This window comes from Spongiactinospora sp. 9N601 (assembly GCF_044326295.1).
GTDB classification, from domain to species: Bacteria; Actinomycetota; Actinomycetes; order Streptosporangiales; family Streptosporangiaceae; genus Spongiactinospora; species Spongiactinospora gelatinilytica.
On record NZ_JBIRBB010000011.1, the window covers coordinates 209,797 to 233,134 of the forward strand.

Below are 23,338 nucleotides of genomic sequence, written 5' to 3' on the forward strand. Positions count from 1 at the left end.
CGACGTTGGTAGCAACGATGTAAAGGGGCTCCTACCGTCCGCGTCCCCGAACCGGAGGATCCCTACCTGCTGGTCAACCGGGGCGTCACCGGGGCGCTGGACCTGGAGGCCGACGTACGCGACATGGGCGCGACCCGGGTGGGCCTGGCCGCCTGCCTCGCCGAGGACGACCCGCACCGGGTCAACGGCCCGGGCGCGGAGACCGTGGTCCCGCGGTCCCTGCCCGGCGTCCGCATCGACGCCGGGGTGCTGCGTGCGCGCCTCCCCGCTCTGTCCTGGAGCCTGGTCCGTCTGCACGCCTGACCCCCAGGTGTGTTCATGATCACTGCCTGGTGGCGCTGGGTATCCTGGCCGTGTCGGCGACCTCGGTCTCGACGGCACGGCCCCGGCGGGGTGACTCCGCACGGGCCGGTTGGACGCGACCTCCGGAGGATGACCAGGCATGACCGTCCGCACCGCCACCGGCGCAGACCGCGCCGCGATCGCCGGGCTGGCTTCGGCCGCGCTCGACCTCGACGCCGCGGCGGCCCCCGCCCTCACCGCCCGCCTCGCCGCCCCGCCGCCCGGCCGGCTCTGGACGGCGCTGCTGGCCGGTGAGGACGGCGTGGTGTTCGCCTCGCTGTCGCAGGCCGATCCCTCGATCGGGCACATCGACCTGCTGGCCGTACATCCCAGGGCCAGGGGCCGGGGCCTCGGCAAGGGGCTGGTGGGCGCGGCAGAGCACTGGCTGCGCGACAACGGCGCGGCGCAGGCCCGGATGGCCGGCAATCCGCCCTGCTACGCCTGGCCCGGCATCGACGTGCGCGCCACCCCCGCCGCCTGCCTGGCCGAGAGCCTGGGCTACGAGCGCTACCACACGGCCTTTAACATGACCGCCGACCTGACCTGCGACCTCGGCGTGGGGGATGACCTGGATCGGCTGGCGAAGGCCGGCGTCACCGTGCACAGCGCCCCGCCCTGCGACCGCGAGCGCGTCGCCGCCTTCGGCAGGAAGCACTGGAACGACAACTGGGCCTGGGAGATCGAGCACGCCACCGGCTGCCAGTACGCGGTACGCGCCGGTGAGGTCATCGGGTTCGCGGCGTGGGGCGCGCGGCCGGAGTGGTTCGGACCGATGGGCACCGCCGAGGAGGCGCGCGGGCTCGGCGTGGGCGGTGTGCTGCTGCGCCGCTGCCTGGCCGAGCAGCGCGACCGCGGTCACTCCACGGCGCAGATCTCGTGGGTGGGTCCGATGCGCTTCTACGCCAGGGCGATCGGCGCCCGGGTCGAGCGTGTCTTCTGGCTCTACCGCCGCGACCTGCGCTGATGTGGCCCCGGAGGGCACCCCGCCGTACCATTGGGCGAAGCTATTTTGCATAATGGAAGTCTTCGGTGAAAGTTAGCGACATGGGATGACATGACTGAGCAACTTGCCGCACTATCCACCGAGCAGAGCGATCCGCGCTACCGGCGGATCGACAGGCTCCCGACGGAAGAGGTGGCCCGGCTGATGAACGCGGCCGACGCCACCGTGCCCGCCGCGGTCGCGCGGGCGATCCCCGCGATCAGCGCGGCGATCGACGCCATCGCCGCGCGGATGGACGCGGGCGGGCGCCTGATCTACGTGGGCGCCGGTACATCGGGGCGGCTCGCCGTACTGGACGCCTCGGAGTGCCCGCCGACCTTCGGCACCGACCCCGAGCTGGTGCAGGGCGTGATCGCCGGGGGAGCGCCCGCGCTGACCCGCTCGGTGGAGGGCGCGGAGGACGATCAGGCGGAAGGCGTCCGGTCGATCGCCGAACTCGGCATCGGCCCGCTGGACTCGGTGGTCGGCGTGTCGGCCAGCGGGCGCGCGCCGTTCGTGCTGGGCGCCCTCGCCGAGGCCGCCCGGCGGGGCGCGCTCACCGCGGCGCTGTCCTGCAACGCGGGCACGCCACTGTCGGCGGCGGCCGAGCACCCCATCGAGGTCGTCGTCGGGCCGGAGGTCGTCACCGGCTCGACCAGGCTCAAGGCCGGGACGGCACAGAAACTCGTGCTCAACATGGTCTCGACGATCGCCATGATCAGGCTCGGCCGCACCTACGGCAACCAGATGGTCGGCCTGTCGGCGATGAACACCAAGCTCGCCGACCGCGCGGTGCGGATGGTCGCCGGGATCACCGGGATCGAGCCGGACGTGGCCCGGCCCGTCGTCGAGTCGGCCGGGTGGGACGTCAGGACCGCCGTCGTGATGATCGAGCGGGAGGTCGGCGCCGAGGCCGCCCGCGCGCTGCTGCGCACCCACGGCGACCGGCTGGACGCCGTGCTCGCCGCGGAACCGGGCGGTGCCTGAACCCGGCCCCGCCGCTGAGCGGTTGGGGGCGGCGCTGGCCGTGGCGGTGCCGGGGGTGTGCGCGGGCGCGGTGGCCGCGGTTGCCGTGCGGGGGCGGGTCGTCGCGGTCGCGGCGGGCGAGCTGGTCAGGTACCGGGACGCCGCCGGGGCACTTGCCGATGATCGCCCGCGGGTGCGTACCGACTCGATCTTCGACCTGGCCTCGGTCACCAAGATCTTCACCACCGTGGCGATCCTCTCGCTGGTGGAGCAGGGCCTGCTGAGCCTGGACGAACCGGTCGCCGCCCGGCTGCCCGCCGGGTACGGCGGGCACCCCGAGGCCACCCTGCGCCACCTGCTCACTCACACCGCGGGCCTGCCTGCCGGCCGCAAGGTCCACGAGGAGATCCCCGGGACGGCCGCGCGGATGGAACTGATCCTGTCCACCGCGCCCGTGGGTCCATGCGGCGGGCCTTATCTGTACTCCGACATCGGCATGATCACCGCCGGGCGGGTGGCTGAACTGGCCGCTGGTGTGTCGCTCGCGGACCTGGTCCGCGACCGGGTGACGGGGCCGCTCGGGCTCGCGAGCACGGGGTACCGCCCGCCCGCTGGACTCGTGCCGCGAATCGCGGCCACCGAGTACAAGCCGGGGCGGCCGGGCACCGGATGCGTCAGGGGAGAGGTCCACGACGAGACCGCGTACGGCCTCGGGGGAGTGGCCGGGCACGCGGGCCTGTTCGCCACTGCCGGCGACGTGCTGCGGCTGGGCGAGGCTCTGCGTATGGGTGGCGGGCCGGTACTGAGCGGGTGGACGGTGGCCGAGATGACCCGCGACCAGGGCGTGCGGGGCGCCGGCTTCCGCCACGGCCTCGGCGTACGGATCGGCGACCCGGCCGCGAACGGCCCGCTGACCGCCGCCTTCGGCCACTCGGGCTTCACCGGCACCGCCCTGCTCGTGGCCCCCGCCCACGCCCTGACCGTGGTGCTGCTCACCAACCACGTCCACCCTGTGCGCGGCCGTCCGGGCCTGACCGCCCTGCGCCACACGATCGCCACCGAGGCCCTGCACCTGGCCCGCATGGGCCAATGAGCCGGAGCCACACTCCGCGCCCTGGCCGGTACGGCGGAGCGTAGTACTCGCCGAAGCCCCGTCCCCGGCCACACCCTGCTGCCCGGCCCCCCGCGCGCGCCGCACCACCTCCCCGCCCCATCCCTTCCCCCACACACCACCTGCCAGCAAGCCACCACCCCCACCCCCGCCTTCGGCAGGAGCAGCGCTTCGCGCCAGGGGTCCGCCTCCGGCGCGAGGTGGCGCTTCGCGCCAGGGGTCCGCCTGCGGCGGGAAGTCGCGCTTCGCGCCAGGGGTCCGCCTCCGGCGCGAGGCGGCGCGCCGAGCCCGAGGTCCGCCTGCGGCGGGAAGCAGTGCTTCGCGCCAGGCCCCGCCTCCGGCGGGGTGATGCGCTTCGCGCCAGGGGTCCGCCTCCGGCGGGGTGATGCGCTTCGCGCCAGGGGTCCGCCTGCGGCGGGGTGATGCGCTTCGCGCCAGGGGTCCGCCTGCGGCGGGGAGTCGCGCTTCGCCTGCCGCCGCGCTACCGCGCGCAAAGGCCCTCGCTGACGCTCGGCCTGTTCTTCCCCAAGTCGGGCTCCGCCCGACGCTGGCGCCCCCAGCCGATCACCCACACCCCAAATCCACCGGCAACGCCCCCGACAGGCAGAAACCATAGAAGTGGATCACCGACAAACCCCGACATCACAACACCGCAGGTCGGCTGTATTGTGGCTGTTCACCAAGGGTGCTCCCCACGAGTGTGGGGGTGAACCGCATGAGCGGGGAGAGAGCTACCCCCACGTGCAGTGCTCCCCACGAGTGTGGGGGTGAACCTCACTGACCGCCGGGCCCCTACGACTCCTATGGGCGCGCGGCCGGTCCGGCGATCCGGAGTACGGGATGCGCCGTACCCTCCTACGCAACTGCGAAGACCTGCACCCTGATCGGTTCACTGTGATGTGAACACCTACCTCGACGCCGATCCGTACGGTCACTATGTCATCGCCCGCTTAGATCGCCAAAGAAGGACTGAGTCGGTATTCACCGCCACCAGCCTGGGCCGGGTCCCCCGCTGGCTGTTCCGCTCCCCTTCTTTGTGCGCCACTTACGATCACATTCCCGGGCTGGTCACTCTCGCCGAAACCGTCAGACGGGGGCGTGAGCACATCGCCGCCGCGATCCTGCTGAAGGTCCCCAACGCCAAGAGGGAGGACACCAACTGCGCATCAAGCTCGTCGCCCGGATCGCTTTCGGGTTCCGTACCCCAGCCAGCCCGCGCCGCCGATCCCGCTGCGCCGCAACCCGGATCACTCGACGGTCGCCAACAGCCGATCACGCCCCGTGGCCGACCGAGAAACATAGCCCCGGTCGAATATGAAGACCTGGTAATGACCACCTACGACTCTGCGAATCCACGACTCGCGCGTAAATCGGAGAGAACGAAAAGAGCCCCGCCGGACCGGCTCCGATGGGGCTCGCTCATGGAGCGGTCAGCCGAGTCGGTACCTCAACCACGCGTGTCCGGCCGCCGCGGCCCGGCCCCGGAACTCCCTCATCTCAGCCGGGCCGTGCATGGCCTTGTAGACGCGGAACAACGTCCACAGCGCCACCAGCCCGGTCACGCCGTCGCTGGGCGCGGACCGCCACGCGGGCAGCAGGTTCATCAGCAGTTCTTCGACGCGCTCGGGCGTGTGCCCGGCCTCGATGAGCCGCGGGGCGAGCATCGCTGGCTCGCCCCAGGCCGCCCCCTGGCAGGCGAAGCCCCAGTCCAGGACGAACACCTGGTCGCCCACCACCTTGAGGTTCCCGGTGTGCAGGTCGTAGTGCAGCAGGGTCGTGCCTTCCAGGCTGGCGACGTCCCATTTGTCGAGCGCCGCGACGTACCGGGCCTGATCGGGCAGAGTCCCCCGGTCGAGCAGGTGGCGGCCTTTGGCCAGCAGGGCTGAGGCGTTCCCGGAAACCGGCGGCGCGTCGTCGCCGGGGTATGGCGTGAGGTACGACCCGAGTTCGGCCACCAGCCCGAGCATGGCGGGGACGTCGGGCGAGCCCGGCGACAGGTCCACCGCCCGCCCGTCGATGAACGTGTGGAGCATGGCAATCCACCCGTGCTCGGTACTCGACCAGCGCAAGCGCGGGGTGGGAACCGCAGCGGGCAGGACGTGGCCCGCCCACAGCTCCCGTTCGTACAGCGTGGCCGCCGGGTGATCGGCGGGGCACGCCTTGAGGAACACGCTGCCGCCATTGCCGAGGTACAGCCGGGCGGCCACCCCGGGCATGAGCCCGGTCGCTGCGGTCTCGGCCTTCACCACCGGCCCGGCGTGGTCCTGGATGGCGTCGCGTACGGCCTGGGGGAGGTCTTCCCATTGGAATCGGGTCACGTCAGGTCCTCGGGTCGTCGACGCAGCCCTGGTAGCACTGGCTGCACTCACTGGACGGAACCCACAACTCGCCATCGACCGGCAGCCCGGCCGCGCGCATCGCCTCGACGGTGGCCCCGACCCGGCTGGCACCGGTCTCCGGCTCGCCGGGGTGATGGTGGATGAAACGTCCCGCGATGCGCTGGCAGAACTCGCCATACTCGCGGGTGAACAGCAAGAACGCGTGCCAGCCCTTGTCCACCTCGCCGGACGGGGACAGACCGGCGTGCGGATGGATCGAGCAGGCGATCAGGAACGCGAGCGCCTGTTCCATGATGCGCGTCGCGCGCTCGGCGGGCATCTGGTACTGGTCGGCGATGCGGGCGAACAGGTCCGCTCGGATCGTGTTCCGGGGGGATGCGATGTGGTCCGGCCGGGTGGCCAGGGTGGTCATGTCGGCTCCATGCTGATCGGTGACTACGGCGATGGTGCTTTGAAGTTCAGGCCGCGCCCATGCGGCTGAGGATGCCGAGTTGTCCGGTGAGCGCGGCCACCGGTTCCAGCGGTCCGGGCCGGGCGAACTGGTGCAGTACTCCGGCGGCCTTCTGCGCGGGGGTGGGCGGGGAGTGCTTGGTGGCCCACCAGCAGCGGTTTCGTACGAGGATGCGCCAGCCGGGGAAGGTGGTCTCGATCGCGGCGAGGTGGGCGCCTTCCCACAGGCTCAGGCGGTCCACTGCACGCCCTTTGGTGGAGTGCGCGGGCGGGCGGTTCTGGGTGTGGGGTGCCCGCCCGCGCGGGCACGGGGGCTACCGACTCCCCGTGCGGCGCGGTACGGCCCTGGGCGATGGGAAGGGGGCCGCCGCGCAGACTGTGGAGTGGCGCGGGCGAGGAGAACACCTCGCACCCGCCCGCGCCCGGCGGGCCCGCGCCGGCCCGCCGTACGGCACGGCGACGCGCAAGCCCTCGCCACGCCGCCGTACCCGCTCAAGGGGTGTCCTCCCACGCGTCCCCGGCGATGGAGGCGGTCACGCCGTCCGCCCGGTGCGCGGTGATGAGGGTCGTGCCGTATCGGTAGTCGTAGACGGCGCGGGGCGCCGGGGCGAGCCGCGCGTACCGGACCCGGCCGCGCCCGTGCCGGAAGGTTGCGAGAGCACGCAGCATGTCCTTCTCGGCGGTGGCCTCATCCTTGGTCACGCCGCTCTTGCCGTCGCCGCCGGCTTGCACCTCCCAGACGAGGAACAGGCCGTCGTCTTGGGCGGTGAATCCGACCATGCCCCCTTTGGGCACTACGTGCGGTCTATCATCGCTCACGGGTCGCACCTCCATTGTGCGATCAAGGAACCCGTCGAGCGTTGCGACCGTCTCGGCGGGTTCCGCCTTTGCGGCGGGGGTGAGCCCTAGGAAAACCCATCTCGCCTGCGCACTTCCACCCCCGAGCCGTAGTCTCGCCGTAGTCTCGCCGATACCGAGCGTTGGGACGCCTCATGACTGCTGCTCCGCTCCTCGCGCATCCGTTGACGTCCATCCGCACCCAGCACGGGTGGACTCTCGGCGAAGTCGCCGAGATTGTCGCTCGCCGTTCTGGCGTCAATATGGCCCAAGGCAAGCAGAAAGTGTGGAGATGGGAACATAGGCGGGCCGTGCCGGAGATGGCCGCGCAGCTCGCTTTGGCCGCCGAACTGAAGATCCCGCCCTGTCACGTCCAAAAGTGGTCATGGCCCGACTGGCTCCACATCGCCTACGGTGTTGAGCTGGAACGGCCATGGGATATGCACTGGGCGTTGATGGCGCTGATGGGGAGCGTGGATGCAGCGATGGACAGACGGCGTTTTCTGACGCTGTCCCAGGAGTCGGCGTGTGCTCTCGCAGGGGCGTGGGCCATTGCCCCTGAACAGATCGTCCGGGGAGCGTTCGGCAGGCGCGTAGATCCGGAGGTCGCGGACTGGATAGAAACCCGAATCGCCGAGCTGTGGCATCTTGACGACCTGGTCGGAGGCGAGTGCTGCCTCGATCTCGCCGTATCCGAGTTGCGCCTTGCTATCCGGCTCCTATCGCGCGGTCTGTACTCGGGGGAGGTTGAACGACGGTTGTACATCTCGGCTGCCGAGCTGTGCCGTTTCGCCGGGTGGGCCGCGTTTGATGCAGGGCGCCATGCAGCAGCCGAACGATACTGGCATGCTGGGCTACGCGCGGCAGCGACGGCGGCTGAGCCGGGAGTGGGAGCGTACATTCTGAGCCAGATGGCGATGCAACGCACCTATGCCGGGGATGGGCATGGCTCGGTAAGGCTGCTGAAAACCGCCCGGGAAAAGGTAGGCCCCGGCTACTCCCGCACGGTCCACGCAATGTTGGACGCATGGCAGGTACGGGCACACGCGGTGGCAGGGGAGGCTCGCGAAGCCGCTCGCGTCCTGCTCCAAGCGGATGGCCATTGGGGCAGGCGCCATCCGGAGGAGGACCCTCCGTGGATCTACTGGATGCGGCGGCCTAGTACGACCATTGAGGTGGGGATGGCTTTCGCAAGGCTGGGGCAGCCGGAGACAGCCGAGGAGCTGATCAGCGACGGAATGGCGGAGCGCACCAGCGACTACGAGCGCGATCGTGTGCTGGGGTGGACAGCGATCGCTCTCGCACGTCTTGATCAAGGAGAAGTTGACGGTGCGCTGACGGCGGGGCGGCAGGCGGCAGCGGCAGCGGCGTCGATTGACTCCAGTCGAGTCCTGGACGAGATGGACGCGTTCACGTCGCGACTCCCCGGAAAGGAGCGTGAAGTGTTCAAGGCAGAGATCGACGCGATTATGAAGCCATCGCCGACCGATGCGGAATAACCTTTGGACACGCTGCAAGATCGGCCCCCGCCCTAACAAGGCAAGGGCCGATATTCCGGGTTTCCTCCTTCAAATGGGGGCCGATTTCCTACATACAACAATGGCTCCGCCCCCGACTACTGGAGAGATTGTTGGCGAAGTAGGTCAAAGGGAAGTAGCCCCGTGATCACAAATGTAACCACGAGGCCGCTATCGCCGTTCCTGCTCGCGGGTGGAGTCATGGGTGTCGCTGCGTTCCGGCTGTAGTTGCTGATCGGCCTGTTCGGGCTCGCAGTGCCGGCGGCGGTCATCGTGAACAAGGCGATAAGCCTGGTCGCTTCATAGACGCCATGACCGCCGAATCCATCGTCGGCGCTGTGCTGGGTGGCCTCCTACTCGGCATCATCCCTGACCTCGTCGTCATCCCCGTTCTCGCGGGCGTCCTGCTGGTCTCAGCGGTCAAGCTCGCTCGACACGGACTTCCTAACACATAAAACGCCCCATGATAACATTTGTGATAACGGGGCTACTTCCGCTCGATCTACTTCACCAACAGTCTCTCCGCTCAAGAAAATTGGGAGCCGTGGCGACGCGGGCATTGAGTAGATCGTTTGGGGGCTGGAGGGTATATCAAAGGCACCCGCTGGAACGGGGGGCCAGCCACCTGGACCAGTAGACGGCGCGATCACAGACTACCGGCGGCGAGGATTCCCGGCCGGGATGCGCATCCGAGCCGGGGGCCTCACCCAGGACTACCCCCGCGCGTGTGGGGAGCACGGTGACCAGGTGTCGGGTCACCACCGGACACCAGGACCATCCCCGCGCGTGTGGGGAGCACCGGCGCGGGCGGGACACCGTACGGGTGGCGGCCGGACCATCCCCGCGCGTGTGGGGAGCACGCCTTGGGGGCCACGCCGAGCTGCCGACGCCCCGGACCATCCCCGCGCGTGTGGGGAGCACACTTGCGTCCTCGGCCTCAAGCCGTGCGAACCCGGACCATCCCCGCGCGTGTGGGGAGCACGCCGATCTGGGGCCCGACGTCGGACATGGTCAGGGACCATCCCCGCGCGTGTGGGGAGCACACTTGTTGACCTGCGGGCTTTCCTGGCGCTGGCCGCGATTTCATTTAGTTCGAAAACGATCACACCACTGACTGGTCTCAGAGCATCGCGGTTCGGCGAGGATGATCTCCTCTTCGGCGGTGGGGATGCGGGTGGAAACACAGGAACGATATCTCGCGAGGGCATACGGGCCGGATGGCTTGCCTGAAGTTGGTGAGGGCTCATGGTCATTGAGGCCGGGGTCTAGCTACTACGAAGCCTTCCTGTCGGGTAGGCGGTGAACCAAGAGCGGTCAGGAGTGAGGAAGCGGCCGAGGCGGAGGCCGGAGTCTGCCAGCGCGGCGGCCAAATCCTTTTCGCTGAGCGCCCTGTCGGTGAAGGACTGCGTCCACACGCGGCCGCCTGTCTCGTAGCGCATAACGGCGGCGAGCAGGCCGGGACCGATCGGGGTGACTTCGGCGAGTGTGATCGTTACTTCACCTGCCGTACGGGTGAGTCCTGGGGACCATGCGGCCCGGGCTTGCGGGGTGACCCATTGGATCAGGACCTGTCCGCCAGGCGCTACATGGCGACGGCAGCAGTCGAGCAACCCGCGCCTGACCGCATCATCAGGGGTATTGATGAGCTGGGAGGCCAGTAGCACCGCATCGAAGGTGCGGTCCATGGCTAGGTCTTCAATGCGCGACCGGACCGTCTGGGCGCCACGGATCTGCTTCAGCATGTCGGCGCATTCGTCGACTGCCACAACGTCGAAGCCGAGGTCCAGCAGTGGACGGGTGATCCGCCCTGCCCCAGAGCCCAGCTCAAGGATCGAACCGCCCGCAGGGACGACGGCGCGGATAACCTCAGGTTCGCCCGTGGGGGGAAGCGCGGCGTAGAACTCGACTGGAGAGCCGTCCCGGGCGATGGGACCGGGACCTGTACCGGTGTTCATGGCTTCACGCTATGGCTGTGAACGGCATATCGGTATCGAACGTGGGTGTGGCTCGTTCTCAGGAACTGTATTGATCAGGCTGGGGGGTGTATCCGTCGGTTGTCCAGCGCTGAAAATGCCGACGAAGTAGGCACTGACCGACGATCTACGACAACAACACCCTGTCGCTGGGGTGCAGGTTGTTGATCGCTCGGGGATAGCCGTGCGCGGTCGTGTGGATCGGCGAAGGTCTCGATCGTGGTTGGTGGCTGTGGTGGGTTGAGGCGGGTATCGGTGTGCTGGTGGCGGTAGCGCCGGGCGGAGCCCGGCCTTGGGAAAGCAGGCCGAGCGTCAGCGAGGGCGATTGTGCGCGTTAGCGCGTACTGAGGTGGCGCGCGGAAGCGCGCTTGCCTGCCGGAGGTCGGGGGAGCGCCCCGGAGGACGGGATGGTGTCCCGTTGAGCGGTGTTATCGGGAACGCTCAAAGCGGACATTGCGCAGGTCGGCTACAGTAGTCGGCTCTGGAAAACAGACCGAGCGAAGCGAGGGCGATTGCGCGCGGTAGCGCGCGTTGCGACGACGCTCGGTAGCGCGGTGGCGCCGGAAAAAGCGCAGGCCGAGCGAAGCGAGGTCCAAGGTCTCGATCGACCCGAACGTGCGGCTGCTGCGGCTTGCCGTCGGCCGCCGCCCGGTTGGCCTGAGCCCCCGCACAATTCGATCCACTCGATGCGGGAATCGTGCGTTGGAAGGTAACAATCTGACGGGCGGAGGGCCGTTGCGGCTCGCCCGGTCGACGGATTCTTCGCCATCCCGGGAGTATTATGACAGCCGATTTGCTGCCGGGAATCGTCGGTGACCACGTTTTGCGGCGTGACTTTACGGCTCGTGGTTTTGGCAGCTCACCGATATTCGCCAAAGTCGGTGCCGATGTGCCGTCCCCTCTTGCCTGTGGCGAGGATATCCTCCATTATTTCCCCGGTAAGGCGGAAATATCCTACTATGTAAGGGAGTGTCGCCTATGAGACGCTTTTCGGTAATCACGGCGGTCGCACTGGCAGTGACGACCGCGGCGACCGGAGCGGCGAGCGCGAGCGCGAGCGGGCCCCCGGGTGCGTCTGAGGGGCAGGACCGGCTGGTCAGGCCGGGATCCCACGCTCTATGGGCCGCCGCCGGAGCAGCCGTAGGAGGCGTGAAGACCGTCACGCTCATCACCGGCGACAAGGTCACGGTCTCCCCCTCCGGCCATTCGATCCGGCCGGGCAAGGGCCGTAAGGTGCAATTCTCCGCGATACGGAAGAAGGATCATCTGGTGGTCCTCCCGTCCGACGCGGCTCCGCTGGTCGCGCGGGGGCTACTGGATGAGCGGCTGTTCGATGTCACGCAGCTCATCGAGTGGAAATACGACGACGCGCACCGCAAGGACGTCCCGGTCATGGCCCGGACGACCGGTGCGGCGGCGGCGACGTTCCGGTTATCCGGCGCGCCCGCGCCCACCTGGCGCAGTGGGGCCCTGGGGCTGGCGGCTGTCAAGGTGCCCAAGAAGGACGCGACGACGGCGTGGCAGGCGCTGAGCGGTGGCGCGGGTGCGCGGTCGCTGGCGGGCGGGGTCGGGCGGCTGTGGCTGGACGGCAGGCGGATGCCGTCTCTGGACACGAGCGTGCCGCAGGTCGGCGCGCCGGAGGCGTGGAAGAGCGGGTACACCGGCAAGGGTGTGACCGTGGCCGTTCTGGACAGCGGCTATGACCCGGCCCACCCTGACCTCCAGGGCGTGGTCACGCACAGCAAGAGCTTCAGTTCGCTGGAGCCGGACGTCAACGACCGCGACGGTCACGGCACCCATGTGGCCTCCACGATCGCGGGGACGGGCGCGGCCTCCGGCGGGAAGTACCGCGGTGTGGCACCGGATGCGAAACTCGCGGTCGGCAAGGTGCTCGGCGAGTTCGGCGGATTTGAGTCGGAGATCGCCGCCGGTATGGAGTGGGCGGCCAACGAGGTCAAGGCCAAGGTCGTCAACATGAGCCTCGGCGGGACGGACAGCCGCACGCTCGATCCGCTCGAAGAGGCGGTGAACGTCCTCAGCGAGCAGACGGGCACGTTGTTCGTGATCGCGGCCGGTAACTCCGGTCCGGGAGAGGGCACGATGGACAGTCCGGGCAGCGCGGATGCGGCGCTGACCGTGGGCGCGGTGGACAAGCAGGACCAGCTCGCGGATTTCTCCAGCCGTGGCCCGCGGATCGGTGACGGCGCGATCAAGCCGGAGATCACCGCGCCGGGGGTGGGGATCACGGCTGCGGTGCCGGGGACCGCCGAAGGCGGTTATGCGGCGTATTCGGGTACCTCGATGGCGACGCCGCACGTCGCGGGCGCGGCGGCGATCCTGGCCCAGCGGCGGCCGGACTGGCGGGCGGATCGGCTGAAGTCGGCGCTGATCAGCAGCGCCACCCCCAAGACCGACGCCAACGCGTTCGAGCAGGGGGCGGGACGCCTGGAGGCGGCCAAGGCGCTCACCCAGACCGTCGTGGCCCTCCCGGGCAATGTGTCCTCGGAGCTCAGATGGCCGCACGAGAAGGGCCAGCAGACCACCAAGACCATCACCTACGCCAACACCGGCGATGCGCCGGTCACCTTGGCGCTGGCCATCGCGCCCGTCGGTAGCGGGCCGCTCCCGGCGGGGGTGCTCGGCCTGTCGGCCGACCGGCTCACCGTGCCCGCCAAGGGTGAGGCGTCGGTCACCGTCACGGCGGCGGCCGATGGGGTCGAACCCGGCGCGTACGCCGGAGTGGTCACCGCGACCGCGGGCGACACGGTGGTGCGCACCCTGGCCGGCGCGTACATCGAACCGGAGTCCTACGACCTGACCGTCACCACGAAGGGCGGGGAGCCCGGCCAGTCGGGATACGTGGTCGCCTTCAGCCTCGAAACGGGGTGGGTGGAGCTCTTCGAGCTTCGTGACGGCGCCGGCACGGTCCGGCTGCCCGCGGGCGAATGGTACTTGCGCGCCCTGGTCTCCGAAGGAGATGACAAGGTGACCCTCGCCCAGCCGCCGCCGGTCCGGCTCAGTGAGCAGACCAGGTATCCGACGATCGACCTCGGCGCGGGCAAGGAGATCGTCCAATCCATCGACGATCCGACCGTCCGGCGGGCCGCCCATAGCATCTCGGCCGTTCAGCGCAGCGGGGACGCATGGAAAGACTTCTACCTGCTGGCCCCCACGGGCAAGGTTTTCGTTGTGCCGTCGCAGGTGCCCGGTCTGTCGTTCATGGCACAATCGACGCTGGTCAAGGCGGATGCGACGCCCAGCCCCTACCGGTACGACCTGATCAACACCGCCGAGGGCGGCCTTCCCGGCGACCCGGTGTACAAGGCCGCGAAAGCCGACCTCGCCAAGGTCACGGTGAACTACCGGGGCGCGGGCGTACCGGCGAACGGCGGCGCGCGGGTCGGCCCGGACGGCGGCTGGCTCTTGGACGCCCCCGTGCGCGTGCCTGCCACGGTCGTCCACTACCGGTCCGTCATCAAGGGCTTCAAGTGGGGATCCCAGCTCTCGCTGCACGAGGAGAGCGGCGGGCAGACGCTTGTGGACTCGGGCAGGGAGGTGACCCGCAAACCGGGCACCGAGCTGTGGAACACCGCCGTGTTCGGCGCGGCGCCGTCCCCCTGGTCCATCCGTGAGCGGGATCTCCTCCAGCTCGACAGCACCCTGTTCTCCGACTCCGGGGCCGGACGCGCCGGCCGGGAGGACAACTCGTCGGTCACTCTCAGCCTGGCCAAGGACGGCAAGGAACTCGCCAGGGAAGCGTGCGAGCCTCCGAATGGAGGATCATGCTTCATCGGCACGGAGGTACCCGCCGGCGAATCTGTCTACACGGCGACGATGTCCGGACGGCGGCAGGTGCCGTACGCCGCGCTGTCCACCGCCGTGGACGCCAGGTGGACCTTCCGCTCCGGCACCACGGCGGAGATCACGCCACTGTCCATGCTCCACGTGCGGGCGGCCCCCCAGGGCCTCGACGAGCTGAACCGGGCCAGGCGCTCCGCGCTCACCCCGATCCGGCTCCTGGTCGAGCAGCCGGGGGCGGACTCGGACGGGATCCGGCCCAAGGCCGAGGCGTCGTTCGATGAGGGCAAGACGTGGGGGCCCGCCCCGGTGGCCCGTGTTCACGGCCAGTGGACGGCGCTGGTCCGCAACCCGGCGGCGGGCGACTTCGTGTCGCTGCGCGTGTCGGCGGGCTCGGGTGACACCACCTTCGCCCAGACCGTCATCAGGGCCTACGGGCTGACCTCGTAAGCCTCAACCGAGGGTTCGCGGGCGCGCGTCACGGCGAGCGCGCCCGCGAACGACCCTAGGTCAGCCGGTGGGCCACCGCCCGGAAGGAGGCGCGGGAGACGCCATGGGTGGCGATGTGGACGGCTCCGACAGGCGGCCCCGGGATGCCGGTTTCGATGACGATGAGGTCGGGGCGCAGGCGTACCGCCTCGGCGGTCAGGTCGGCGACCCACGCGTGGCGTACCGCGTCGTGCGCCACGAGGACCACCGGGCCCGGCGCGCTGAGGTCGGGCAATCGTGGGTCGGCGGCGGTGACGGTGTGGGAACGGGTGCCCGGCAGGGCCTCGGACAGTGCGCCCGCCAGCCCGGACGGTACGTCGTGATCGACGGCGAGCGTCATACGCGGGGCGAGGTCCACGACCAGCGGCGGCGTGGAGAGGACCGGATCGGGCAGCGGGCCGGAGGCGGTGACGCGCAGCGCGGCCCGGGCCGCCGCGAGGCCGAGTTCGTGGTCGGGCGCGCCGGTGTCGGGGGTCGCCTCGGCGTGCCAGCGGGCCAGGGCGAGCACCCGGGAGGCGGCCTGCGCGAGCCGGGACTCGGCCAGCCTGCCCGCGTGGACCGCCTCGACGATCGCGTCGCGCAGCGCGAGGACGCTCTCCCCATCGGGTGAGGTGACGCCCGCGCAGATCGCGTCGGCCCCTGCGGCGAGCGCCCTGACCGCGATCTCGCCGGGGGAGTGCAGGGCGGCCACCGCGCGCATCTCGATCGCGTCGGTGACCAGCAGGCCGGTGAAGCCGAGTTCGTCGCGCAGCAGCTCGGTCAGCATCCGGTGGCTGAAGGTGGCGGGGTGTTCGGGGTCCAGCGCGGGCACCAGCAGGTGCCCGCACATCAGCGCGCGCACCCCCGCGGCGACCGCCGCGCGGAACGGCGGCAGGTCCCGCTCGTGCAGCAGGGCGAGCGGCGCGTGTACGGCCGGCAGGCCGTGGTGGGAGTCGGTGACGGTGTCGCCGTGCCCGGGGAAGTGCTTGGCGCACGCCGCCACCCCGGTGCTCTGCAACCCGGCCACCCAGGCCGCGGTGTGCGCGGCCACCGGCCCCGGCTCCGCGCCGAAGGAGCGGATGCCGATCACCGGGTTGGCCGGGTTCGCGTTCACGTCGGCCACCGGGGCGTAGTCGAGTGTGATCCCGGCCCTGGCCAGCATGCGCCCGATCTGGCGGGCCACCCCCTCGGTGCGGCCGGTGTCGCCGCCCACGCCGAGCGCCAGGTTGCCCGGCCAGGAACTGCCCGTCCGGGCCTCCATCCGGGTGACGACGCCGCCCTCCTCGTCCACCGCGACGACGACTTCGGGATTGTCGGCGCGTAGCGCGGCGACCAGCTCGGCGGCCTGGTCCGCGTCCGTGATGTTCCTGGCGAACAGCACCGCACCGCCCAGCCCGGCACCGAGCGCCCGGCGCAGCCAGGTGGGCGGGGTGGTGCCATGGAAGCCCGGCTGTAGCACGGTCATGGCCAGCCTGCCGAGGTCAGGGCTGCGGTGCATTCAACTCCCCCGCCGTGTAGGAAATCTACGCGGACTTTACCGTGATGAAAACGCCCGCCGTGGGGGAATCCGGCGAGCGCGCGCCCGCCGGCCGTCGCGCGAGGCGAGGGCCGGCGGACGCGCAGGTGCTCAGTCGCCGGTGTAGAGGATGGCGTCGATCTCGATGTCGAAGCCGTTGAGCGCCACCGGCAGGGTGGTCCTGACCGGCGGGTCGGGGTGGCCGAAGTACTCGGCGTAGATCTCGTTCATCTCCGCGAAGTCGGCGAAGTCGCGCAGGTACACGCCGACCCGTACGGCCTGCGTCAGGTCCGCGCCCGCCGCCTCCGCGACGCGCGCCAGGTTGTTGAACGCCGCCCTGGCCTGGTCGGCGAACGGCCCGCGCACCCAGGTGCCGTCGGGCAGCACGGGGCAGGCGCCGGCCAGGTACACGTGGTCGCCGGCGACGACCGCCTGGGAGTACGGGCCTCCCGGAGGAGCCGCCTTGTCCGTGCTGATGGCCTTCTTGGGCATGAATCGTTCACCTTTCTCTTGTGATGGACGGGCGCGGGGCGGAGTCGAGCCGCCTTCCGGTGCGCCGGTCGAACCAGGAGGCGCCGGCCAGGTCGGGCCGTACGCGGCAGGGGTCGCCGGGGGCGAAGGGGGCGTCGCCGGGCATCCGGGCATGGTGGAGATCGCCGGGCCGGCCCGGCGGGCCGAGCCGGAAGGCGACCACGGTCTCCGCGCCCCGCCGTTCGACCCCGGCCACGCGCGCGGGCACGCCTTCGCCGTCCGGCGGGCCGAGGGTCACCTTCTCGGCGCGTACGCCGATCAGGACGTCGTCCCCCGCCCCGTCGAACACCGGGGCGAGCGCCGGGCCGGGCAGCAGGTTCATCGGCGGGCTGCCGACGAACCGGGCCACGAACGTGTTCGCCGGGGTCTCGTAGACCTCGCCGGGCGTGCCGTACTGCTGGATCATGCCGTCGTTGAGCACGATGACGCGCGTGGCCATGCTCATCGCCTCGTCCTGGTCATGGGTGACGTAGACGAAGCTCGTGCGCGTGGCGTGGTGGAGCGCGCCGATCTCGGCGCGCAACTGCGTGCGCAGCGGGCCGTCCAGGCCGGCCAGCGGCTCGTCCAGCAGGTAGAGCGACGGCTCGCGGATCAGCTCGCGGGCGAGGGCCACCCGGCGGCGCTGGCCGCCGGACAACGCCCGGGGGCGGCGGTCCAGGAACTCGGTGACCCGCATCGACGCGGCCGCCCGCTCGATCCGCCGGTTGACGTCGGCGTCGCGCAGGAAGGCCCGGTGCAGCGCGCGACCGGCCACCGGCAGGTGGTGGTACCAGCGGAAGCGGCCGACCAGCAGCGGGAAGGCGATGTTCGCCCGGACCGACAGGTGCGGATAGAGGGTGGCGGACTGGAAGACGAAGGCGACGTCGCGCTGGTCGGGGGCCAGGTCGTTCACCTTCCTTCCGTCGAACTCCAGGGTCCCGCCGGTGAGGCCGGTCAGCCCGGCGATCATCCTGAGCATGGTGGACTTGCCGCTGCCGGACGGGCCGAGGAGCACCAGGAACTCCCGGTCGGGGATCTCCGCGTCGAACCGTTTGATGACCGTGACGTCTCCGAACGACTTGGTGACCCCCGCGAAGCGAATCCTCGGCATCGCCGCGACCTCTATCCGTTGGATCGTTGGCTAGTGTGTTCAATCGATTGACAACTCGTCAATGGGGTTAACAGAATTTCTTCCAACGGATGTGAGGCCGGACGGTGAACCTGCCACACTGACCACAGGCGGCCGCTGGAGCCGCCGCCCCGGTCCGCAGAAGGAGTCGCGATGCCTGCCGAGCGTGCCCCCGGGCGCACCGCCGCCACCGGGCTCGATGACCTCGCGCCGATCCTGCGCCCGGTGATGAAGGCGGTCGCCGCCGCGGTGGGCCCGCACTGCGAGGTCGTGCTGCACGACCTGACCGGCCACGAGATGGAGAGCACCATCGCCGCGATCGAGAACGGCCACGTCACCGGCCGCTCGGTGGGCGGCCCGTCCACCAACCTCGGCCTTGAGACGCTGCGCACCGAGGAGGAGGACCACGACGAGTACGGCTACCGCGCCCGCACCGCCGACGGCCGCGACCTGCGATCGTCGTCGGTCTTCATCCGTGACGCCGACGGCCGGGTCATCGCGTCGCTGTGCGTCAACGTGGACATGACGCCTTTCCAGGCCGCCAGGGCGGGCATCGACGAGATCCTCGGGTCCGCCGACGCTCCCGCCCGCGAGGAGATCTTCGCCCAGGACATCTCCGAGGTGCTGGACAACCTCATCGAGTCGGCGATCGCCGCCACCGGCAAGACGGTGGCCCTGATGGGCCGCGAGGACAAGATCGCGGTCCTGCGCTTCCTCGACGACAAGGGCGCCTTCTTCGTCAAACGCTCGGTGGACCGCGTCGCCCGCCGGCTGGGCGTCTCCCGCGTCACCGCCTACAACTACCTCGACCAGATCCGCGCCAGGACGCCGTGACCGGCCACGACCACGCTCGGCCCGGCCCGAACAACAGGTCGGCGACGCTGCCGGGATCGTCGCTGAGGTAGAACTCACGGGCCGGCCTCCACAGTTCGGCGCGGCCGATCAGCCCGTCGCCGTCGCCGTGGCGATCGAACGTCCGCTCCGCCCCCGCCGCCTAGATCCCGAACGACGTGAGCGCCACGATGTACTCCGCGTACTTCGCCCTGGGCACCCGGCCGTCACCGTCCAGGCCGATCAGGCCGAAGACGGCGTCCACGACCGGGCCTGGCGCGGCGGCGAACCGCTCCCGGTCGATCGGCTCCGGTCCGCCCAGCGGCCCGGCCACCGGCTTCCAGAAGCGGATGCGCGAGCCCGGCCGGCTGTGGGGGGTCCGCCGGACGAGGGCCCGGCCGTCTCACACCGGGCTGGTGGACGGGCTCGCCGTCCGGCCGGCCACGGGGTCGATCCTGGTGAGCAGGTCGAGCATATGGTCGATCTGCGCGGACAGCCCCTGGCTGAGCTTGCGGGCCTGCTCGACCGTCGCGGGGTTGGCCCCGGTCGAGACCTCGGTGTTGGACATCTGCACGCCGTCGTCGTGGTGGGCGATCAGCATCTGCAGGAAGTCCCGGTCGAACTCGCCGGGGGGCGCCTTGCGCAGCTTGGCGATCGCCTTCTTGGCGATCTCCGGCATTCCGCCGTGTGCGGCGTGGGCGTCCTTGCCCACGGTGAGCGGCTGGTTCCAGCCGTACAGGCGCTCGCTCATGGCGAAGACCTCGGCCGCCTGGGTGACCGCGATGGCCTCGGCCATGGTCTTGACCGCCGGGTCGGCGGCCTGCTTGCCGGCCAGTCTGGCGATCTCGATGCTCTGCCGGTGATGCGGGATCATCATCTGCAGGAACATCACGTCGGCGGCGTTGACCGGGCCGGTGGCCTCCGCGCCGGACGTGGGCGCGGTGGGCTGCGCGGGCGAACCGGCCACCGCGCCGCCCGCACACCCGGCGAGCAGCAGTGTAGTGGCGGCGCTCAGCGCCGTGACCAGGCGCTTCATACAGGCTCCCGGGGGGTGGGGGCGGTGGGTCCCGGTCGGAGCGTCCGGGCGGGCGGGGAGGGGATCCGCCCGCCCGGACGGGTCAGAGGCGCTGCCAGAGGGTGGCGGCGTTCGGCGGTTCCCAGCCCACGAGGGCGGTGTGCGCCAGGCGGCACTGGTAGGTGAGCCCGCCATAGGTGACGCGGTCGCCCGACCGGTAGGCCGTGCCCGCCGCCCATGAGCCGCCCGGGTCGGTGACCGTCGGCGTGGGGGTGGGCGTGCTCGTCGGGGTGGGCGTCGGAGTCGGGGTCGGGGTGGGCGTCGGGGTCGGCGTGGGAGTGGGCTGCGCGCCACCGCCGAAGTCGACGTCCGAGCAGGTGTAGAACGCCTCCTGGCTGCCGAGGACGCGCTGCCAGATCGAGTAGACCAGGTGGCGGCCGGTGCGCTGCGGGAGGTTGATCGTCCAGTTGGTGAAGGTGGTCGGGTTCTGGTTGTTGAAGTTCTTGATGGGCACCAGGTCGGACCACCGCAGCGGCATCGTCGGGTTCCAGCCCTCACGGGTGATGTAGAACTCGAAGTTGCTGTTGGCGTGCGGCGCGGTCGCGTGGTAGGTGATCGTCAGCGGGCCGGGGGAGACGCGGGTGGCCGGCCAGTCGGCGCGGTTCAGGTCGAGCCCACGGTACTTCTCCCGCCCCGCACTGCACAGCTTCCCGTCCGGGATCAGCTCGCGGTGCCTGCCGCCGGCGGTGAGCAGGGAGACCTCGTGCCAGTCATAGAACGCCTGGGTGCCGCCCGCGGCGCGGGCGGCCTTGCACGCGTCCGACTTGGGGGTCTCCGGGCCCTCGGTCTTGCACACGTAGGCGCGGCTGGGAGGATTGGACATCGAGCCGTGCGCGGCGGCCGGGGTCGCCGGCAGCGCGACGGCGACGGCCACCAGGGGGACGGTGGTCGCCAGCGCGGTCTTCAGACGGACGTGCAATGGAGCTCCTGCGTGAATGGGGGGTGTGGAGCGCAGGTTATTAAAAGGAAACCTTACTAAGAATTAAACTAAACACAGCGGCCCGCCCTAGCGCAAGCGGTTCGGCGGGGTTGGCGGCGGTCGTCGTCCGATCGCGGGGCGCAGAGCCGCCCATCCGGGTGTCCAACCGGACAATCAGGACATCGCGCCACCACGCCGACTCCCGGGAACGGCCGATCGGCCCGAGGTACGGGACAGGACGGTGGAAAGACGGCAGACTGGTGCCATGGCTACCGGAGTTGTCGGGGTGACGGGCGCGAGCGGACAGCTCGGCGGGAGGATCGCCAGGAGACTGGCCGAGCGCGGCGAATCCACGCGGCTGGTGGTCAGGGACCCGGCGCGGGCCCCTTCGCTGCCGGGCGCCGAGGTGGCCGTCGCCTCCTACCAGGACCCGGCGGCGCTGCGCACGGCGCTGGACGGGGTGGGCACGCTGCTGCTGGTCTCGGCGACCGAGGCCGCCGACCGGCGCGAGCAGCACGTGGCCGCGGTGGACGCCGCCGTGGCGGCGGGTGTGACACGGATCGTCTACACCTCGTTCACCGGAGCCGCCCCCGACGCCACGTTCACCTTCGCCCGCGACCACTGGCACACCGAGGGCCACATCCGCGAGACCGGCGTCGGCTTCACGTTCCTGCGCGACAACCTCTACCTGGACGTGCTGCCCGCGTTCGCCGGTGAGGACGGCGTGATCCGCGGACCGGCCGGCCAGGGCCGGGCGGGCGTGGTGGCCAGGGACGACATCGCCGACGCGGCGGTGGCGGTGCTGCTCGGCGAGGGGCACGACGGCGAGACCTACGACCTCACCGGCCCGCAGGCGCTGACCATGGGCGAGGTGGCCGCCGAGATCACCCGCGTCACCGGCAGGAAGGTCACCTACCAGGCCGAGACCCTGGAGGAGGCGTACGCCTCGCGGGCGGGCTACGGCGCCCCCCAGTGGGAGGTGGACGGCTGGGTGACCTCCTACTCGGCCATCGCCGAAGGCGAGCTCGACCTGGTCACCGACGCGGTGGCCACGCTCACCGGGCACCCGCCGATCTCGCTGGCCGACCACCTCGCCGCGCACCGGGGTTAGCCCGCGCCGAGCGCGGCTCACACCGAGGCGGGGCGCTTGCCGTTGACCTCCATGGCGTGCTTGACCAGCGTGATCAGCACTTCCTTGCCCGACTCGCGGCGGCGCGCGTCGCACAGCAGGATCGGCAGCGGGGCCGGCAGCCCCAGGGCCAGCCTGACCTCGTCCACCTCGTACTGCCGCGCGCCGTCGAAGCAGTTGACCGCCACGATGAACGGCGTGCCCCGCCGCTCGAAGTAGTCCACGGCGGGGAAGCAGTCGGCCAGCCGCCTGGTGTCGGCCAGGATGACCGCGCCCAGCGCGCCCGCCGACAGCTCGTCCCACATGAACCAGAACCGCTCCTGGCCCGGCGTGCCGAAGAGGTAGAGCACGTAGTCCTCGCCGACGCTGATCCGGCCGAAGTCCATGGCGACCGTGGTGGTGTTCTTGGCCTCCACCCCCGCCACGTCGTCGATGCCGAGGCTCCGGTCGGTCAGCAGCTCCTCGGTCCGCAGCGGCCTGATCTCCGACACCGCACTGACAAGCGTCGTCTTGCCGACCCCGAAGCCCCCGGCGACCAGCAGTTTGATCGCGGTCGGGAGCTTCTTGGCGGATCGGCCGCGATCAGAGCGCTCGTAGTCCATCCAGCACCGCCTCGTACATTCTCCGGTCGCGCATGTCGACCTCGGGTTGTGGGTCCTGCACCGTGACGTAGCCCCGGTCCAGCAGGTCGCCGAGCAGCACCCTGATGGTGCCCGCGGGCAGGTCCAGGTGCGCCGCCACCTCCGCCACCGAGAGCGGTTCCTGGCAGAGCCGCACGATGGCCAGATGCTCGGGGTTGAGGCCGACCTCCTTGGCCCCGACCGGCCGGATCGAGGCGATCAGCGAGATCAGGTCGAAGTCGCCCCTGATCGGCTCGGTGCGTCCCCGCGTCATCACGTACGGGCGGACGATCGGCCCCGCCTGGTCGTCCAGCCAGGACTCCTCCGGCAGCTCGTCGTTGAAGTTCATCGTGAAGCGTCACCCCTGGCGGCGTCGCCGTTGCGCGCGGGGGAGACGAGGTACTGCCCGACGCGGGTCACCATCATCGCCATCTCGTAGGCGACCACGCCCACGTCGGCGTCCTGGCCGCACAGCACGGCCAGGCAGGTGCCCTGCCCGGCCACGGTGACCAGCAGGTACGCCTGGCGCATCTCGATGATGGTCTGCCGCACCGACCCGCCGCCGAACCGCTCGGCGACCCCCTTGGCCAGGCTCTGGATCCCGGCGGCCACCGCGGACAGGTGCTCGGCGTCGACCTGGCCCAGGTCGCGTGAGCAGGCCATCAGCAGGCCGTCGTTGGACAGCACGATTCCGTGTCTGGCCTCTCTGGTCCGATCCACCAGATCGTCGAGCAACCAGGCCAGGTCGGCGGGTGAAGCGGTCTTCTGGGACACTCGTCGTCCTCTTTCTGCTGGCTCGTGCGTTCCGCGGGTGCCGCGGCCGGTG

The 23,338-nt window shown here is 70.6% G+C and carries 22 protein-coding genes and 1 CRISPR repeat array; of the genes, 8 read left to right on the forward strand and 14 right to left on the reverse strand.

Annotated features, from left to right (window positions below; genetic code table 11):
- Positions 1-123 precede the first annotated feature (123 nt).
- The 4 genes from ACH34R_RS26695 to ACH34R_RS26710 all read left to right on the forward strand — a co-directional run bounded on the left by ACH34R_RS26695 (position 124) and on the right by ACH34R_RS26710 (position 3,383).
- Complete coding sequence (locus tag ACH34R_RS26695) at positions 124-303, forward strand: hypothetical protein (protein ID WP_397564264.1); 180 nt, start codon at positions 124-126, stop codon at positions 301-303.
- 139 nt (positions 304-442) lie between these two features.
- The gene (locus tag ACH34R_RS26700) at positions 443-1,306 is read left to right on the forward strand and encodes a GNAT family N-acetyltransferase (RefSeq protein WP_397564265.1); all 864 of its coding nucleotides are present in this window, start codon (positions 443-445) and stop codon (positions 1,304-1,306) included.
- Positions 1,307-1,396: 90 nt separating this feature from the next.
- Positions 1,397-2,311 (forward strand): N-acetylmuramic acid 6-phosphate etherase, encoded by a 915-nt coding sequence (gene murQ / locus ACH34R_RS26705; RefSeq protein ID WP_397564266.1) that lies wholly within the window; start codon positions 1,397-1,399, stop codon positions 2,309-2,311.
- Entirely contained in the window at positions 2,304-3,383 is a 1,080-nt protein-coding gene (locus ACH34R_RS26710; protein WP_397564267.1) for a serine hydrolase domain-containing protein, read from the forward strand. Before murQ ends, ACH34R_RS26710 begins: the two co-directional genes overlap by 8 nt.
- A 1,448-nt stretch (positions 3,384-4,831) precedes the next feature.
- On the opposite strand, the gene ACH34R_RS26715 is transcribed toward ACH34R_RS26710, so the two are convergent.
- From ACH34R_RS26715 to ACH34R_RS26730, 4 genes are all read right to left on the reverse strand, one after another.
- Positions 4,832-5,719: a phosphotransferase gene (locus ACH34R_RS26715; RefSeq protein ID WP_397564268.1), complete on the reverse strand. Its 888-nt coding sequence runs from the start codon at positions 5,717-5,719 to the stop codon at positions 4,832-4,834.
- Position 5,720: 1 nt separating this feature from the next.
- Complete coding sequence (locus ACH34R_RS26720; RefSeq protein ID WP_397564269.1) at positions 5,721-6,152, reverse strand: glycine-rich domain-containing protein; 432 nt, start codon at positions 6,150-6,152, stop codon at positions 5,721-5,723.
- Between the two features lie 46 nt (positions 6,153-6,198).
- Entirely contained in the window at positions 6,199-6,432 is a 234-nt protein-coding gene (locus ACH34R_RS26725) for a hypothetical protein (protein ID WP_397564270.1), read from the reverse strand.
- 250 nt (positions 6,433-6,682) lie between these two features.
- On the reverse strand, positions 6,683-7,009 hold the full coding sequence (locus ACH34R_RS26730) for a hypothetical protein (protein WP_397564271.1): 327 nt from the start codon (positions 7,007-7,009) through the stop codon (positions 6,683-6,685).
- A 173-nt stretch (positions 7,010-7,182) separates the two neighbouring features.
- On the opposite strand from ACH34R_RS26730, the gene ACH34R_RS26735 reads away from it, so the two are divergent.
- Positions 7,183-8,526, forward strand: a complete 1,344-nt coding sequence (locus tag ACH34R_RS26735; RefSeq protein WP_397564272.1) for a hypothetical protein — start codon at positions 7,183-7,185, stop codon at positions 8,524-8,526.
- Positions 8,527-9,254: 728 nt separating this feature from the next.
- Positions 9,255-9,587: direct repeats of the CRISPR family, unit length 28 nt; unit sequence GGACCATCCCCGCGCGTGTGGGGAGCAC.
- Between the two features lie 222 nt (positions 9,588-9,809).
- On the opposite strand, the gene ACH34R_RS26740 is transcribed toward ACH34R_RS26735, so the two are convergent.
- On the reverse strand, positions 9,810-10,499 hold the full coding sequence (locus tag ACH34R_RS26740; protein ID WP_397564273.1) for a class I SAM-dependent methyltransferase: 690 nt from the start codon (positions 10,497-10,499) through the stop codon (positions 9,810-9,812).
- Positions 10,500-11,666: 1,167 nt separating this feature from the next.
- Here ACH34R_RS26740 and ACH34R_RS26745 point away from each other — a divergent pair.
- Positions 11,667-14,765: a S8 family peptidase gene (locus ACH34R_RS26745; RefSeq protein ID WP_397564274.1), complete on the forward strand. Its 3,099-nt coding sequence runs from the start codon at positions 11,667-11,669 to the stop codon at positions 14,763-14,765.
- A gap of 55 nt (positions 14,766-14,820) precedes the next feature.
- Here ACH34R_RS26745 and ACH34R_RS26750 read toward each other — a convergent pair whose 3' ends face one another.
- The 3 genes from ACH34R_RS26750 to ACH34R_RS26760 all read right to left on the reverse strand — a co-directional run bounded on the left by ACH34R_RS26750 (position 14,821) and on the right by ACH34R_RS26760 (position 17,920).
- Entirely contained in the window at positions 14,821-16,281 is a 1,461-nt protein-coding gene (locus ACH34R_RS26750; protein ID WP_397564275.1) for a glycoside hydrolase family 3 protein, read from the reverse strand.
- Between the two features lie 129 nt (positions 16,282-16,410).
- Positions 16,411-16,791 (reverse strand): RidA family protein, encoded by a 381-nt coding sequence (locus ACH34R_RS26755; RefSeq protein ID WP_397564276.1) that lies wholly within the window; start codon positions 16,789-16,791, stop codon positions 16,411-16,413.
- 7 nt (positions 16,792-16,798) lie between these two features.
- Positions 16,799-17,920, reverse strand: a complete 1,122-nt coding sequence (locus ACH34R_RS26760; protein ID WP_397564277.1) for an ABC transporter ATP-binding protein — start codon at positions 17,918-17,920, stop codon at positions 16,799-16,801.
- 171 nt (positions 17,921-18,091) lie between these two features.
- Between ACH34R_RS26760 and ACH34R_RS26765 the strand changes: the two genes are divergently transcribed.
- A complete protein-coding gene (locus tag ACH34R_RS26765) occupies positions 18,092-18,772 on the forward strand; it encodes a transcriptional regulator (RefSeq protein ID WP_111169241.1) in 681 nt (226 codons plus the stop codon).
- 160 nt (positions 18,773-18,932) lie between these two features.
- Here the strand turns inward: ACH34R_RS26765 and ACH34R_RS26770 are convergent, their stop codons facing one another.
- From ACH34R_RS26770 to ACH34R_RS26780, 3 genes are all read right to left on the reverse strand, one after another.
- Positions 18,933-19,103, reverse strand: coding sequence for a hypothetical protein (locus ACH34R_RS26770; protein WP_397564278.1), 171 nt, complete (start codon positions 19,101-19,103; stop codon positions 18,933-18,935).
- A 69-nt stretch (positions 19,104-19,172) separates the two neighbouring features.
- Complete coding sequence (locus ACH34R_RS26775; RefSeq protein WP_397564279.1) at positions 19,173-19,805, reverse strand: DUF305 domain-containing protein; 633 nt, start codon at positions 19,803-19,805, stop codon at positions 19,173-19,175.
- 82 nt (positions 19,806-19,887) lie between these two features.
- Positions 19,888-20,763 carry a lytic polysaccharide monooxygenase gene (locus ACH34R_RS26780; protein ID WP_397564280.1) on the reverse strand — a complete coding sequence of 292 codons (876 nt, stop codon included), beginning with the start codon at positions 20,761-20,763 and terminating at the stop codon, positions 19,888-19,890.
- Between the two features lie 265 nt (positions 20,764-21,028).
- Here ACH34R_RS26780 and ACH34R_RS26785 point away from each other — a divergent pair, with 265 nt between their 5' ends.
- Positions 21,029-21,874: an SDR family oxidoreductase gene (locus ACH34R_RS26785; RefSeq protein WP_397564281.1), complete on the forward strand. Its 846-nt coding sequence runs from the start codon at positions 21,029-21,031 to the stop codon at positions 21,872-21,874.
- A 17-nt stretch (positions 21,875-21,891) separates the two neighbouring features.
- Here the strand turns inward: ACH34R_RS26785 and ACH34R_RS26790 are convergent, their stop codons facing one another.
- The 3 genes from ACH34R_RS26790 to ACH34R_RS26800 are packed head-to-tail and all read right to left on the reverse strand — an operon-like array spanning position 21,892 to position 23,286.
- Positions 21,892-22,494, reverse strand: coding sequence for an ATP/GTP-binding protein (locus tag ACH34R_RS26790; protein ID WP_111171910.1), 603 nt, complete (start codon positions 22,492-22,494; stop codon positions 21,892-21,894).
- Positions 22,475-22,861 (reverse strand): DUF742 domain-containing protein, encoded by a 387-nt coding sequence (locus ACH34R_RS26795; protein ID WP_111171909.1) that lies wholly within the window; start codon positions 22,859-22,861, stop codon positions 22,475-22,477. Before ACH34R_RS26795 ends, ACH34R_RS26790 begins: the two co-directional genes overlap by 20 nt.
- On the reverse strand, positions 22,858-23,286 hold the full coding sequence (locus ACH34R_RS26800) for a roadblock/LC7 domain-containing protein (RefSeq protein ID WP_111171908.1): 429 nt from the start codon (positions 23,284-23,286) through the stop codon (positions 22,858-22,860). The genes ACH34R_RS26795 and ACH34R_RS26800 overlap by 4 nt, the downstream gene beginning before the upstream one ends.
- Positions 23,287-23,338 lie beyond the last annotated feature (52 nt).